The organism is Rhodococcus sp. 105337, assembly GCF_012844225.1.
Classification (GTDB): Bacteria; Actinomycetota; Actinomycetes; order Mycobacteriales; family Mycobacteriaceae; genus Rhodococcus.
This window is the reverse complement of the sequence record NZ_JABAGQ010000014.1, coordinates 1-13,336: the sequence shown is the minus strand read 5'-3', so window position 1 is coordinate 13,336 and position 13,336 is coordinate 1. Positions and strand designations below refer to the sequence as shown.

Annotated in this window: 13 protein-coding genes and 1 pseudogene; 8 read left to right on the top strand and 6 right to left on the bottom strand. The window is 70.0% G+C overall.

From position 1 onward, the window contains the following. Positions 1-46: 46 nt before the first annotated feature. Both HF886_RS18605 and HF886_RS18600 read right to left on the bottom strand, forming a co-directional pair. On the bottom strand, positions 47-1,657 hold the full coding sequence (locus HF886_RS18605; protein WP_346765409.1) for an amidohydrolase family protein: 1,611 nt from the start codon (positions 1,655-1,657) through the stop codon (positions 47-49). A 19-nt stretch (positions 1,658-1,676) separates the two neighbouring features. Continuing rightward, on the bottom strand, positions 1,677-2,240 hold the full coding sequence (locus HF886_RS18600) for an FxsA family protein (protein WP_169622295.1): 564 nt from the start codon (positions 2,238-2,240) through the stop codon (positions 1,677-1,679). A gap of 154 nt (positions 2,241-2,394) precedes the next feature. Here HF886_RS18600 and HF886_RS18595 point away from each other — a divergent pair, with 154 nt between their 5' ends. Genes HF886_RS18595 through HF886_RS18585 form a run of 3 tightly spaced genes read left to right on the top strand, consistent with a single transcriptional unit; the run spans position 2,395 to position 6,062 of the window. Further along, the gene (locus tag HF886_RS18595; protein WP_169622378.1) at positions 2,395-3,162 is read left to right on the top strand and encodes a TSUP family transporter; all 768 of its coding nucleotides are present in this window, start codon (positions 2,395-2,397) and stop codon (positions 3,160-3,162) included. A gap of 21 nt (positions 3,163-3,183) precedes the next feature. After that, positions 3,184-4,695 carry a TldD/PmbA family protein gene (locus HF886_RS18590; RefSeq protein WP_169622294.1) on the top strand — a complete coding sequence of 504 codons (1,512 nt, stop codon included), beginning with the start codon at positions 3,184-3,186 and terminating at the stop codon, positions 4,693-4,695. Continuing rightward, positions 4,692-6,062 (top strand): metallopeptidase TldD-related protein, encoded by a 1,371-nt coding sequence (locus HF886_RS18585; protein ID WP_169653136.1) that lies wholly within the window; start codon positions 4,692-4,694, stop codon positions 6,060-6,062. Before HF886_RS18590 ends, HF886_RS18585 begins: the two co-directional genes overlap by 4 nt. A 67-nt stretch (positions 6,063-6,129) precedes the next feature. Here HF886_RS18585 and HF886_RS18580 read toward each other — a convergent pair whose 3' ends face one another. The 3 genes from HF886_RS18580 to HF886_RS18570 all read right to left on the bottom strand — a co-directional run bounded on the left by HF886_RS18580 (position 6,130) and on the right by HF886_RS18570 (position 7,798). Next, positions 6,130-6,663, bottom strand: coding sequence for a glutathione peroxidase (locus HF886_RS18580; protein WP_169653135.1), 534 nt, complete (start codon positions 6,661-6,663; stop codon positions 6,130-6,132). Between the two features lie 164 nt (positions 6,664-6,827). Continuing rightward, positions 6,828-7,322: an acetyltransferase gene (locus HF886_RS18575; RefSeq protein ID WP_169653134.1), complete on the bottom strand. Its 495-nt coding sequence runs from the start codon at positions 7,320-7,322 to the stop codon at positions 6,828-6,830. A gap of 20 nt (positions 7,323-7,342) precedes the next feature. Continuing rightward, on the bottom strand, positions 7,343-7,798 hold the full coding sequence (locus tag HF886_RS18570) for a PPOX class F420-dependent oxidoreductase (RefSeq protein WP_169653133.1): 456 nt from the start codon (positions 7,796-7,798) through the stop codon (positions 7,343-7,345). 104 nt (positions 7,799-7,902) lie between these two features. On the opposite strand from HF886_RS18570, the gene HF886_RS18565 reads away from it, so the two are divergent. From HF886_RS18565 to HF886_RS18550, 4 genes and pseudogenes are all read left to right on the top strand, one after another. After that, positions 7,903-8,673: a precorrin-3B synthase gene (locus HF886_RS18565; RefSeq protein ID WP_169622290.1), complete on the top strand. Its 771-nt coding sequence runs from the start codon at positions 7,903-7,905 to the stop codon at positions 8,671-8,673. 72 nt (positions 8,674-8,745) lie between these two features. Beyond that, positions 8,746-10,239 carry an NAD(P)/FAD-dependent oxidoreductase gene (locus tag HF886_RS18560; protein WP_169653132.1) on the top strand — a complete coding sequence of 498 codons (1,494 nt, stop codon included), beginning with the start codon at positions 8,746-8,748 and terminating at the stop codon, positions 10,237-10,239. A gap of 152 nt (positions 10,240-10,391) precedes the next feature. Then, positions 10,392-10,919 carry an SRPBCC family protein gene (locus tag HF886_RS18555; RefSeq protein WP_346765201.1) on the top strand — a complete coding sequence of 176 codons (528 nt, stop codon included), beginning with the start codon at positions 10,392-10,394 and terminating at the stop codon, positions 10,917-10,919. Next, a pseudogene (locus HF886_RS18550) lies at positions 10,919-11,209 on the top strand (alcohol dehydrogenase catalytic domain-containing protein); the annotation flags it as partial. The gene HF886_RS18555 and the pseudogene HF886_RS18550, both read left to right, overlap by 1 nt. Positions 11,210-11,294: 85 nt before the next feature. On the opposite strand, the gene lepB reads toward HF886_RS18550, so the two are convergent. Beyond that, positions 11,295-12,083, bottom strand: a complete 789-nt coding sequence (lepB, locus tag HF886_RS18545; RefSeq protein WP_169653131.1) for a signal peptidase I — start codon at positions 12,081-12,083, stop codon at positions 11,295-11,297. Between the two features lie 201 nt (positions 12,084-12,284). Between lepB and HF886_RS18540 the strand changes: the two genes are divergently transcribed. Continuing rightward, on the top strand, positions 12,285-13,265 hold the full coding sequence (locus HF886_RS18540; RefSeq protein ID WP_169653130.1) for a tyrosine-type recombinase/integrase: 981 nt from the start codon (positions 12,285-12,287) through the stop codon (positions 13,263-13,265). Positions 13,266-13,336: the final 71 nt, after the last annotated feature.

Below are 13,336 nucleotides of genomic sequence, written 5' to 3'. Positions count from 1 at the left end.
CCCACCACGGTGGCGGTCCGCCTCCGTGTCGGGCCGGCCGGTGCGGTCACCGTGCGTACACGACGTGGCCCCGGTGCACGCTGCGCACCAGTACCGGATCGTCGGTGCCGTCGGCGAGGTCGGGCAGCGGCGCGACCCGCGAGCGCGGGTCGGTCGACCAGCGCTGCACGCTGTCCTTGGGGGCGCGTATCACCAGGTCCCCCGCCTCCCACAGCGCGTACGACGCCGGGGCACCCGGATCGAGAGTTCCGGCCATCCCGTCGCGCACGCCACCGGCGCGCCACGCACCGCGGGTCGAGGCGGCGAATGCGGCTCGCGGTGAGATGCCGCTTCCGGGGGTGCGGTGATGCACTGCGGCGCGCAGCATCTGCCAGGGCCGGGGCGGAGTCACCGGCGCGTCGGAACCGAACGCGAGGGACATCCCGGTCGAGGCGATACCGGCGAACGCGTTGAGGGTCGCGGCGCGCGCCGTGCCCAGGCGCTGGGCGTACATCGCGTCGGGTCCGCCCCACAATGCGTCGAACATCGGTTGCATGCTGGCGATCACGCCGTACCGGGCGAGCTGTTCGGCTTGTGGGCCGGTGATGGACTCGACATGCTCGAGGCGGTGGCCGCGTGCACCGACCGCCGGTCCGCCCAGTTCTGCGGCGACCGCGTCGAATGCCGCCACGGTGGCGGCGACGGCGGCGTCCCCGATGACGTGGAATCCGGCCTGGATGCCGGCGGTGGTGCAGGCCCGCACGTGGTCGGCGAGTTCCTCGGTGCTCAGGTACGCGGTGCCGTGGCAGTCCGGCCGGTCTGCGTACGGTGCGGCGAGCCACGCGGTGTGCGATCCGAACGCGCCGTCCACGAACAGGTCACCGCCGAGTGCGTGCGCACCGGTCGCGGCGAGCAGGGCGGTGGCGTCGTCGGCGGTGCGGACCGCCTGTCCCCAGTAGCCGCGCACCTCCACCGGGTGGTCGGTGGCGAGCAGTTCAGTGAAGTCGTCGCGGCCGGAGATGTCGGGGCCGCCGCATTCGTGGACGGCGACGATGCCGTGCGCGGCGAAGTCGTCGAGCGCGGCGGTGCGGGCCTCGGCCCGTTGCGGTGCGGTGAGCCCGGTGCGGGCCGCGGCGCGCACCGCGTGGTGGGCTGCGGCGGTGACCGGGCGCTGCGGGTGGTAGCCGCCGAGCATGTCGAGCGCGCCGGCGGCGACGCGCAGCGCCGTGGAGGCCGCCGCCGAATGTGCGTCGATCCGTCCCAGGTACACCAGGCGGCCGGGTGCGGCGGCGTCGAGTTCGTCGGTGGTGGGCGGGGTGGGATCGGGCCAGCGGGTTTCGTCCCAGCCGTGGCCCCAGATCACGGCGTCGTCGCGGCCGGCGGCGTACTCCCCTACCCGGCGGAGCACGTCGTCACGGTTCGCGGCGCCGGTGAGGTCCAGTCCGGTCAGGGCGAGCCCGTGGGCGGTGACATGCACGTGGGTGTCGACGAATCCCGGTGCGACGAACGCGCCGTCGAGGTCGACGATCTCGGCGTCGGGGTGCAGGACGCGTCCGGTGCGGTCCTGCCCGACCCACACGATCGTTCCGTCCGTGACGGCCATCGCGGTGGCGTCGGGTGCGCTCGCACTGTAGATGCGGCCGCCGACGAAGAGCTGGGTGTGCGGTGCTGGACTCACAACTGCCCAGTCTGCCCCGTCACGGGCGGCGGGGCTGCCGCGGGGTCTCGACGATCTCCCCTTCGAGGATTTCGCCGTCCACCACGTCCGGCCGGGTCGTGCCGACGGGGCCGCGGCCGGGGCCACCGGGCAGATGGGGCGCCGCCCCGACGACGGTGTTCTCGACGACCTGACCGTCGACCACCACCAGGCGTTGTCCGCGCCAGGTGGCGGCGTGGGTGCGGGCGGTGCGGGCGGCCACGGCGCGCACCACCGGGCGGAGCAGTGCGCGGCTCGGCAGCAGCAGCACGATGCCCAGGACGGTGGTGATCAAGCCGGGAAGCAGCACGAGGCCGGCTCCGGCGCCGATGAGCGCACCGTCGGTGAGCATCTTGTCGGGTGAGCCGGTGGGCGGGAGGGGGCCACTGCGGAGCCGGCCGAGTCCGCGCAGCGCGCGGCGGCCCTGGGCGCCGAGCACCAGATACCCGGCGACGTTGACAGCCAGGAAGATCAGCACGGTGGCGAGGGCGCCGACGGTGGAGCCGAGCCAGGCCAGCACAGCGATCTCCGCGGCGACGTAGACGACGAACAGCAACAGGTACACGCGGGGTCCTTCCGTACGCCGGGTCCGGCGCGAACGTCTCTCGGGTGAGGGACTCGTTTGTTCAACGTACGAGAAGCCGAGTTTGCTCCCGGCGCGGCGCACAGACGCGGAGGCGATCCGGTCGGTGTGCTCGCCCCATGATCGAATGGCGCGCATGGATGTGGGCGACTGGGCCGTGCTGCTGGCCGCGGCGACGGCCGCCGGATGGGTCGATGCGGTGGTCGGCGGCGGCGGGCTGATCTTGTTGCCGGCGTTGCTGCTGGTCGCGCCTCAGTTGGCGCCGCAGGCGGCGCTGGGCACCAACAAGCTCACCGCGATCTTCGGGACCGGCGCGGCGGTGTGGACCTTCGCGCGCCGGATTCCGTTGCGGTGGTCGGTGCTGGCGCCGGCCGCGCTGGTCGCGGCGGTCTTCGCCGGGGCGGGCGCGGCCGCGGTGTCGCTGATCGACCGCGAGGTGTTCATCCCCATCGTGATCGTGGTGCTCGTCGGGGTGGCGGTGTTCGTCGCGGCCCGGCCCAAGCTCGGCTCCGGAACGGAGCAGCACCGCCCCAGCGCGACACGCATCGTGACGGTGATCGTCGGCGCGGCCGCGGTGATCGGGTTCTACGACGGCATCCTCGGCCCGGGCACCGGCACCTTCCTGATCCTCATCTTCGCGGCGATGCTCGGCAGCGAGTTCGTCAAGTCCGCCGCGATGGCGAAGGTGATCAACCTCGGTTCGAACGTGGGCGCACTGGCGGTCTTCGCGATCGGCGGGCACGTGTGGTGGACCCTCGGGCTGACCATGGCGGTGTGCAACGTCGCCGGGTCGATGCTCGGCTCCCGGATGGCGTTGCAGCGCGGTGCCGGGTTCGTGCGGGTGGTGCTGCTGGTCGTGGTCGTCGCGATGGCGGTGCGGCTCGGCTTCCAGCAGTTCGGGTGAGACAGTCGCTACGGTAGGCCGGTGACCGGTGTGGACGACGATTTTCTGGCCCTGCCGCTGCGGGCCGCCGCCGATGCGGCACTGTCGGTGGCTCGCGCCGCCGGGGCCACGCATGCCGACGTGCGGGTGCAGCGGGTACGCACCCACTCGCTGACGCTGCGCGACGGAGCGGTGCAGGCCGCGGTGGACGGCACCGACTGCGGGCTCGCGGTGCGGGTCCTCCTCGACGGCACCTGGGGGTTCGCGTCGCACCCGGTGCCGGGACCGGCGGGGGCGGCGGACGCGGCGGCGCGGGCGGTGGCGGTCGCCCGGGCGGTGCGGCCGCTGAACCGGGACCCGGTGCAATGGGCGGACGAGCCGGTGTACCGGGACGCGGTGTGGACCTCCTCGTACGAGATCGACCCGTTCGCCGTGCCCACGACCGACAAGGTGGCGCTGCTCGGCGATTTCTCCCGCCGCCTCCTCGACGCGGCCGGCGTCGACCACGTCACCGCCGGCGTGGAGGAGGTCAAGGAGCAGACGTTCTACGCCGATCTGGCCGGATCGTCGATCACCCAGCAGCGGGTGCGGGTGCACCCCCAACTCGAGGCCGTCACCGTGGACCGCCGGGCGGGCACCTTCGAGTCGATGCGCACCCTGGCGCCGCCGGTCGGGCGCGGCTGGGAGTACCTGAGTTCCGACACCCACTGGGACTGGACGGACGAACTGGACCGGCTCCCCGGCCTGCTGGCCGAGAAAGCGCAGGCACCGTCGGTGACGGCCGGTCCGACGGACCTGGTGATCGACCCCACCAACCTGTGGCTGACCATCCACGAATCGGTCGGGCACGCCACCGAGTACGACCGGGCGATCGGCTACGAGGCCGCGTACGCCGGCACGTCGTTCGCGACCCCGGACCGGCTGGGCACGTTGCGGTACGGCAGCGACGCGATGCATGTGACCGCCGACCGCACCACCGCGCACGGCCTCGCCACCACCGGGTTCGACGACGACGGGGTCGCCGCCCAGTCGTGGGATCTGGTGCGCGACGGGGTGCTCGTCGGCTATCAGCTCGACCGGGCGTTCGCGCCGAAACTCGGGGCGGCGCGATCGAACGGCTGCGCCTACGCCGACTCCGCCCACCATGTGCCGATCCAGCGGATGGCGAACGTCTCGCTGCAACCGGACCCCGTCGTCGATCGCAGCACCGCCGACCTGATCGCCGGTGTCGAGGACGGCCTGTACGTCGTCGGGGACCGGAGCTGGTCGATCGACATGCAGCGCTACAACTTCCAGTTCACCGGTCAGCAGTTCCACCGGATTCGCGGGGGCCGGCTCGTCGGGCAGGTCCGCGACGTGGCGTATCAGGCGACCACCACCGAGTTCTGGGGTGCTCTCGAGGCGGTCGGCGGGCCGTCCACCTGGCGACTCGGCGGCGCCATGAACTGCGGGAAGGCGCAACCGGGCCAGGTCGCCTCGGTCAGCCACGGGTGCCCGTCGGTGCTGGTGCGCGGCGTCAACGTGCTCAACACCGTGCAGGAAGGCAGCCGATGATCCCCGCAGCGGATCTCGTGGAGGTGGCGCTCGCCGCGTCCACGGCCGACGAGACGATCGTTCTGGTCGACGACACCGAGGAAGCAGCGCTGCGGTGGGCGGGCAACTCGATGACCACCAACGGGTCGACGCGTGCGCGGACGGCGACGGTGATCGCGCTGCGGCACACGACATCCGGTACCCGGTGCGGCATCGTCACCGCGCCGCTGGTGCACCGCGGTGAGGTCACCGCGGTGACCGAGGCCGCCGACGCCGCGGCCCGCGCCGCCCCACCGGCCGGAGACGCCGTGCCGCTCGTCGCCGGCGACGGGACACCCGCAGACTGGGACGCACCGGCCGGACGCACCGGCATCGACGTGTTCGATCCCGTCATAGGTGCTCTGGCACACGGTTTCGACGGATCCGACGCGCTGTACGGGTTCGCGGAGCATCGGGTGCGCACCAGCTGGCTGGGGACCTCGACGGGGCTGCGGCGGCGCTGGACGCAACCCGACGGGTCCCTCGAGATCACCGGCAAACGTGGCGGACTCGACGGTGCCAGCGCGTGGGTCGGGGCGGGGACCACCGATTTCACCGATGTTCGGATGGACCGGTTGCTCGAGGACCTGTCCCGACGACTGGACTGGGCCGCGACGTCGGTGTCGGTGCCGGCGGGGCGTTACGAGACGGTGTTGCCGCCCTCCGCGGTGGCCGACCTGATGATTTCCCTGATGTGGTCGATGGAGGGCCTCGGCGCGCACGAGGGTCGCACGGTGTGGTCGGGTCCGCACGGCACCCGCCTGGGCGACACACTCACCGGCCTGCCGCTGACCTTGACCTCCGATCCGGCGGCGCCGGGCCTGCAATACGCGCCGTTCGTCACGGCGACCACCTCGACAGATGCGGTGTCGGTGTTCGACAACGGGTTGCCCGCCGGCCGCGTCGACTGGATCCGGGACGGGACGGTACACGCGCTGGCCTATCCGCGTGCCGCAGCCGCGGAGTTTTCCGCCCAGCCCACCGCACCGGGTCACAACCTGCTGCTCACCGGCGGTACCGGCGCGTCCCTCGACGAGATGATCGCCGGGACGGAACGCGGGTTGCTGCTCACCACGCTCTGGTATCTGCGCGAGGTCGACCCGGCGAGCCTGCTGATGACCGGACTGACCCGCGACGGGGTGTACCTGATCGAGGACGGGCAGGTGCGGGCCGCGGTGGACAACTTCCGGTTCAACGAGTCCCCGGTGGCGCTGCTGGGCCGGGCTACCGAGGTCGGACACACCGAGCGCACGCTGCCTCGCGAATGGAAGGACTGGTTCACCCGCACCGCGATGCCGCCGATGCGGATCCCGGATTTCCACATGTCGTCGGTCAGCGCGGCGCGCTGACCACGGGTACCCGGCGGGGCGTACGGAGCCCCGCCGGGGCGGTGCCGGACCGCTGGGGCGGGTACAGCTAGAGCAGCTCGGCGAGCTGGGCGCCGATGGCCTCGGGGGCGACGGTCGGTTCGAACCGGGTGACGACCGCACCGGCGGGGTCGACGAGGAATTTGGTGAAGTTCCACTTGACCTCGTCGGTGCCGATGGCCTCGGGTCGGGTCGTGCGGACGTGCTCGAACAGGAAACCGTGATCGGGCCCGAAGTCGCCGGGTGCGGCGCTGCGCAGGTACCGGTACAGCGGGTCCGCGTCGTCGCCGTTGACCTCGACCTTGCCGTAGACCGGGAACGTCACGTCGTAGGTCAGACTGCAGAATTCCTGGATCTCCGCGTCGGTGCCCGGTTCCTGCTCCCCGAACTGGTTGCAGGGGAACCCGATGATCTGCAGTCCCTTGCCGGCGGTCGCGCGGTGCAGCGCTTCGAGGCCTTCGTACTGCGGCGTCAGACCGCACTTGCTGGCGACATTGACGATGAGCAGATACGAACCGGCGTACTCACCGAGCGAGACGGCGTCTCCTTCGGCGGTACGAACGGTGAAGTCGTGCACGGTCATGCGGTCTCCTGGCGGATGTGATGCTGCGAGTGGGAATGCAGGGGCGGGCGGAAGAACGATCGGGTGTCGAACAAGATCGGTGTCACAGCAAAACTACGACACGCTGATCCTCTCGCCGCTGTGTCCGATGTCACGGTGGGATCCCGGTCGCTGCCGTATCCCGGTCAGGGCAGCGTGCGGCGAAACCGCGCCGGACTGCCCATATACAGCGAATCGGCGGCGCAGTCGCGCGTGACGAGAGAATTCGCGCCCACCACGACCCCGGGACCGATGGTCACTCCCGGCAGGATCACCGTGCTCGAGCCGATCCACGAGCCGTCACGGATGGTCACCGCTTCCCCGGTCAGGGTGGAGGCCCGCTGCTCGGAGCCCCCGGTCAGGTGGCTGCTCGTCAGCACCCGCACATGATCGCCGAGGAACACCCGACACCCCACGGTGATGTCGGCGACCGTGTCGAAGTAACACCCGACGTTGACGAAGGTGCCCGCACCGAGAGACAGCCGGCCCAACCCCTGCACGACCACGTTCCGGCTGATCGCACACGGTGCGGCGGCCTCGACACCGGCTGCGAGCAGCCATCGGCCGCGCCGGGTCTCGGGGACCAGCGGACTGTTCGCGAGCGCGACGGCAACCGCCTGGGAGTAGTAGGTGTGCCGCATCGGTCCCCCGTTGCCGTCGGTTACTGCGTGTCGGTAGTTCCGGTGTCGGTAGTTCCGGTGTCGGTAGTTCCGGTGTCGGGATCGAGGGAACACGCCAGCCCCACCGTCCCGGTGCGGCCGCGGCGCAGCACACTGGCCCCCACGGTGATCCGGCCGAGCAGTCCGTACTTGCGGGCGATCACCGAACGCGCATGGGCGGTCTGCTCGGCGTCGAGGATCACGCCGGTGCCGGGGACCGCCGCGGACTTCGCGTTGCCGCGCGCGTCGCACACCGCCAATGTCAGGCGCGGATCGCGCCGCAGCCGGCGCACCTTGTAGGCATCCGCCGCCGTCCACACCAGCAGCCGGTCGCCGTCGGGTGCCGCCCACACCGCGGTGCCCACCGGGGTCCCGTCCTTCCGGAAGGTGGTGAGCAGGATGTACTTGGCCTCGGAGAGCTCTGCGAACGAGGGGCGCTCGGAGCGAGTGTCGGACATGGCCGACACCCTACGGTCTTTTCCCGGCCCGGACGTGCATCGACACCGGACGGGACGCAGCGGAAGATGTGGTCGGTGACCGCACGACGATCTAGCCTGGTGACATGCCCGACGCCGAGGTCGAAGTCCACTTGTCCGGTGGCGTGGTCACCGCAGCGCAGTTGCGTGCGCTCGCGGAACTCGCCGAGTCGCACGGCGGCGGCGAACTACACCTGACCGAGCGGGCACAGATCCTGCTGCGCGGTGACGCCGAACCGATCGTCTCGCGGCTCGACGCGATCGGGCTCACCGTCGACGCGCCGACCCGGCCCCGCGTCCTCGCCTCACCGCTGAGCGGCCGCCTCGAGGGGCACCGTGACATCCGTCCTCTCGTCCGGGCGGTCGCGGCGCGGCTGCACGCTTCCCCCGACCGCGCCGCCCGGATCTACGGCATCGACGACGGCACCGGCGACATCGTCGCGCTGGCCCCGCACGTCGCGGTCCTCGCGCGACCCGACGGGCGAATGGCGTTGGTGCGCGACGGCGTCGACACCGGCCTGCGCATCGACCCGGACACCGCCGCCGAGATCCTGCTCGCCGGGACCCCGCCCTCCGGGGAACCCGATGCGGCGGAACCGTTGCCGTCGCCGCCGCCGGCTCCGATCGGGTGGCTCGACCAGACCGACGGCGCGGTCACGCTCGCCGGCGGTCTCCCCGGCGGGGTGCTGCCGGCGCGGCTCGCCGAGTTCCTTGCCGCGGTGGAACGGCCGGTCGTGATCACCCCGTGGCGATCGGTGTTGCTGTGCGACCTGGACGAGTGGACCGCCGAGCAGGTGGTGCGGGTGCTCGCACCGATGGGGCTGGTGTTCGACGCCCGGTCCCCGCAACTGGACTGACCGCGCCGGAATTGTCCGGTCGATCCTCCGGAACCGGTCCGCCGACGCTCCTCGCCGCCTACCGTGAAACGGGTGACCCGCGCCGACAGTCCTTCCGGGCCCCGCGACCCCGATGACGACACCTACGACGTGATCGTGCTCGGAGGTGGGCCCGCCGGCGAGAACGCCGCGCAGTATGCCGTCGCCGGAAGCGACCGCACCGTCGCCCTTGTCGAACACGAACTCGTCGGTGGGGAATGCTCGTACTGGGCGTGTATGCCCTCCAAGGCGCTGCTGCGCCCCGCCCAGGTGCTCGCGACGGCGCGGCACGTGGCAGGTGTGGGCGACAAGGTCAGCGCACACGGCGTCGATGTGCCCGCCGTCCTTGCCCGCCGCGACGGCTTCACCAGTCACCGGGACGACAGCGGGCAGGTGGAGTGGGCCCGCTCCGCGGGCATCGATGTGGTGCGCGGGCGCGGCTGCCTCGCGGGGGAACGCACCGTCACCGTCACCGACGCCCACCCCGATCAGCCCCGCACCCTCCGTGCCCGGCATGCGGTGGTGCTGGCTACCGGCACCGTCGCCGCGATTCCCGACACGACCGGCCTGCGTGCGGCGTTGCCGTGGACCTCGCGCGACGCCACCAATCTGCTGGAGATCCCCCGCCGTGTGCTGGTGGTCGGCGGTGGCGTCGTCGCGTGCGAAGCCGCCACCTGGTTGCGGCAACTCGGCGTCGAGGAGTTGACGATGGTGGTGCGCGGATCGCGCCTGCTGCCCCGCGTCGAGCCGTTCGCGGCCGACATGGTCTCAGAGGCGCTGCGGGCCCACGGCGTCACGGTGCGTCATCACGCGGCGGTGAAGCAGGTCACCCGGCCCGACGTGCGGGAAACCGGCATCGGCCGGATCCATGGTGGCACGGTCACCGTCGACCTCGACGACGGCAGCACTCTCGACGTCGACGAGATCGTGGTGGCGACGGGCCGTCGCGCCACGACGGCGGCGCTCGGGCTCGACACGGTCGGTCTGTCCGCCGACGCGGCCGTCACCGTCGACGACCATCTCACCGTCGAGGGCGTGGACGGCGACTGGCTCTACGCCGTGGGCGATGTCGCCGGTCGTGCCGCACTGACCCACATGGGCAAATATCAGGCGCGGGTGTGCGGCGACGTGATCGCCGCCCGGGCCGAGGGTCGCCCCCTCGGTGGGCCCCGCTACCGGGCGAGCGCCGACCATCACCAGGTCCCCCAGGTGATCTTCACCGACCCGGAGATCGCCGCGGTGGGGCGCACCGCCGAGCAGGCCCGCGCCGACGGCTTCGACGTGGAGGTGCTCGAAGCGGACATCGACGTGGCCGGCGCCGCGTTGTCGCGCGACGACTTCACCGGCCACGCCGCGCTGGTCGTGGACCGTGCCACCGACACCCTCGTCGGGGCCACCTTCGTCGGCACCGACGTGAGTGAACTCGTCCATGCCGCCACCGTCGCCCTCGTCGGGCACGTCACCCTCGACACGCTCTGGCATGCGGTGCCGTCCTACCCGACGGTCAGCGAAGTGTGGTTGCGGCTGCTCGAATCCCGCAGGGCCTGAAACACGCTCGATCGCAACGGTATTGGCAAGGGCTGAGGTGTCGGCCCGGTCGTCGCGTCCGGGCCGTTTACCGTCGCTGTCCGCGGGTAGACGTCCCGGCAGAGAAGCGTGACGCAGCAATCCTGCACGACACCTCGAGTGAGGAGGCGACCGTGATCGACATCAGCAGGGCCGTCGGCAACGCCGGTCAGGCGGTGAGCGGCCTGGTCCGCCGCGCCGCCGACCGGCCCGCCGACGCCGGACGACCGCAGACCGTCACCGTGGCTGCGCCCCGCGCGCAGGTCATGCAGTTCTGGCAAGATCCCGACAACCTGACCCGGTTGTTCGGCGATCGCGTCCGGGTGGAGACAGCGGAGGCGAACCGGCTGCGGTGGCACTGGGACACCGGCGGAGATCCTATGACCTGGGACACCCGCGTCGACGTCACCGAGGAAGGACTCGCCTTCACCGGTGAGGACGACGCCGACGCGCCGGGCCCGCGTCTGGTGCTGGCCGTGGCCGACGCCCCTCGTGGGCGCGGCACCGAGATGACCCTGCGTGCCGACACCCCGGCACCCGACCTGGTGACGGGAGCGCTGACCTTCACCGCGCTGTACCGGGCCCGGGCACTGATGCAGACCGGGGAGATGCCCACACTCCACGGAAGTCCGAGCGCACGCGGCACGGAAGGAGACCGATGATGAAGGCCCTGTGCTGGATGGGTGTCAACGACCTGTCCGTCGAAACAGTCGACGACCCGGGGTTGGTCAACCCGCACGATGTGATCGTGCGGGTGCGCCTGACCACCACCTGCGGTTCCGACCTGCATTTCCTCGGTGGGTACCTGCCCGGCATGCGGGAAGGCGACGTCATCGGCCACGAGTTCATGGGCGAGATCGTCGAGACCGGCCCCGAGGTGACGTCGGTGCGGGTCGGTGACCGCGTCGTCGTGCCGTCGTTCATCGGGTGCGGCAGTTGCCCGTACTGCGAGGACGGGATGCAAACCGGGAACTATTCGACCTGATGCAACACGATACTGGCGCACTATTCACAGGCAAGGACAGAGCGCCCAGCTGCTACTGCGGGTTCACGGCATGAACGACGCCCCACCGAGACGGGGGAAGAATAATCAAGCGGACCTTGCCGATGATCTCCGATACCGGGATCGTCCCTTGCAGTTCGTCGCCCAGATGAAACCGTGAGTCCTTCGAATTCGTCCGATTATCACCCATCACCCACACGTGCCCCTGCGGAACGGTGACTGGTCCGAAGAAGATACCTTGGCATGCACTGTCATTTCCGCGCAGCGTGCGGTCGATGTACGGCTCGTCCAGAGGCTCACCGTCAACGAGCACGGTCGGATCTTCGGGAAGGCACTGCACCGTTTGCCCTTCGATCGCGATCACACGCTTGACCAGGTCATTCTCGTCCGGTGGGACCAAGCCGACCCACGATGCCACGGTCTCGACACCACGGACAACGACATTGTCCGACTGTGTCGATTGGTATTCCGTGCTCCACGACGGCGGGCCTTTGAAGACAACGACATCACCTGGCTCGGGGTCGCCGAACCGATAGGTCACCTTGTCGACCACAATCCGGTCTCCCGTGCAGCCGACGCAACCATGGAGCGTCGGCTCCATCGACTCGGAGGGGATTAAGTACACCCTGGCCAGGAACGTCTGGAGCAGAAAACTCAGTGCCAGTGCGACAACAACGAGGATCGGCAACTCTCGGAGGAAAGACCGGTGCTTTTTCTTGTTGGCTGTCGACTCCGCGTCTGCGGATGGGGTGTCCCCAGAACCCGAACCTCGTTCACGTCCTCCCTCTTGTCGATCTGATTCGAAGTTCTCGTTTCCCGTCATGGTGTGCGAGGTTATTCCTACCCGTTCTTTCGCGACATCCGGAGCAGGCTGCAGACCGTTGTGCCTGTTCATCGACTGTCAGGTTCGAAGGTGCGGCGCAGCAGTAAGTCCGATCGAGAATTCCAAACCAAAGACCGAGTAACGACTGCAGAAATCCCGCAGACATCGACACAATGATGCTTCTAATGCAATTATGTTGCGATGGATCACAGCGACGAGGTTCTGAGCCTGAGGTCGCGGGGTGTCGTGCTGCTCAACGAGCCCGGAGCGGTGTTCGCAGCGATGCTCGAGGGTTTCGCCCGTCAGCAGACCAGCCGGGGATTGGCGTCCCAGACCATCTTGATGCGGCGGTGGCAGGTGGAACGGTTCCAGCGGTTCACCGAGACGTACCCGTGGCAATGGTTGCCGGGTGATGTGGAGGACTTCACCACGCACTTGCTCAGCGGCGTCCGGCCCTTGGCGCGGTCGACGGTGCGGATCTATCACCTGACGATCCGGGCGTTCTTGAACTTCGTGACCGATCAGCGGTACGGCTGGGTCGCAGAGTGCCGATCGCGGTTCGGGGCGGTGCCGACGCAGGTGTGTTTCGAGTGGAACACCGTCGCGCACACCGCCGACTTCGAAGGGCGCCCGGGACGGCGGCCGTTGGACTACGACGAGTTGGAGGCATTGTTCGCGGTCGCGGACGGCCGGGTGGACGAGCTGGTGCGGCAGGGCCGCAAGGGTGCGTTGGCGGCGCTGCGGGATGCGCAGTTGCTCAAGACGACCTACGCGTGGGGTCTGCGACGGCGCGAGGTGCTGGGCTTGGACCTGGTGGATCTGCGTTCGAACCCGAAGGCACCGCAGTGGGGCAGCTTCGCGTTGATATATGTGCGGCACGGCAAGTCGTCCAAGGGCAGCATTCCCAAGCGTCGCTCGGTGCTCTCGCTGCCGGAGTTCGAGTGGGCGATCGAGGGTCTACGGATCTATGTCGAGCAGGTTCGGGATCGGTTCCATCCGGTCGCGAATCCGGGTTTGTGGCCGACCGAGCGGGGCACCCGGGTGGGTTACCGGTATCTGGATCGACGGTTCGCGCAGTTGCGGGATGAGGCGGGACTTGCGCCGGAGTTGACGTTGCACAGTCTGCGGCACTCGTATGTGACGCACCTGGTCGAGTTCGGGTACGCCGAACAGTTTGGATAGTGCCCCGTGGAGTGGTGGACTTCGGATCGGCTCTGCAGTAGACGTAGTGATCAACGAGTCGTGCTGGATAC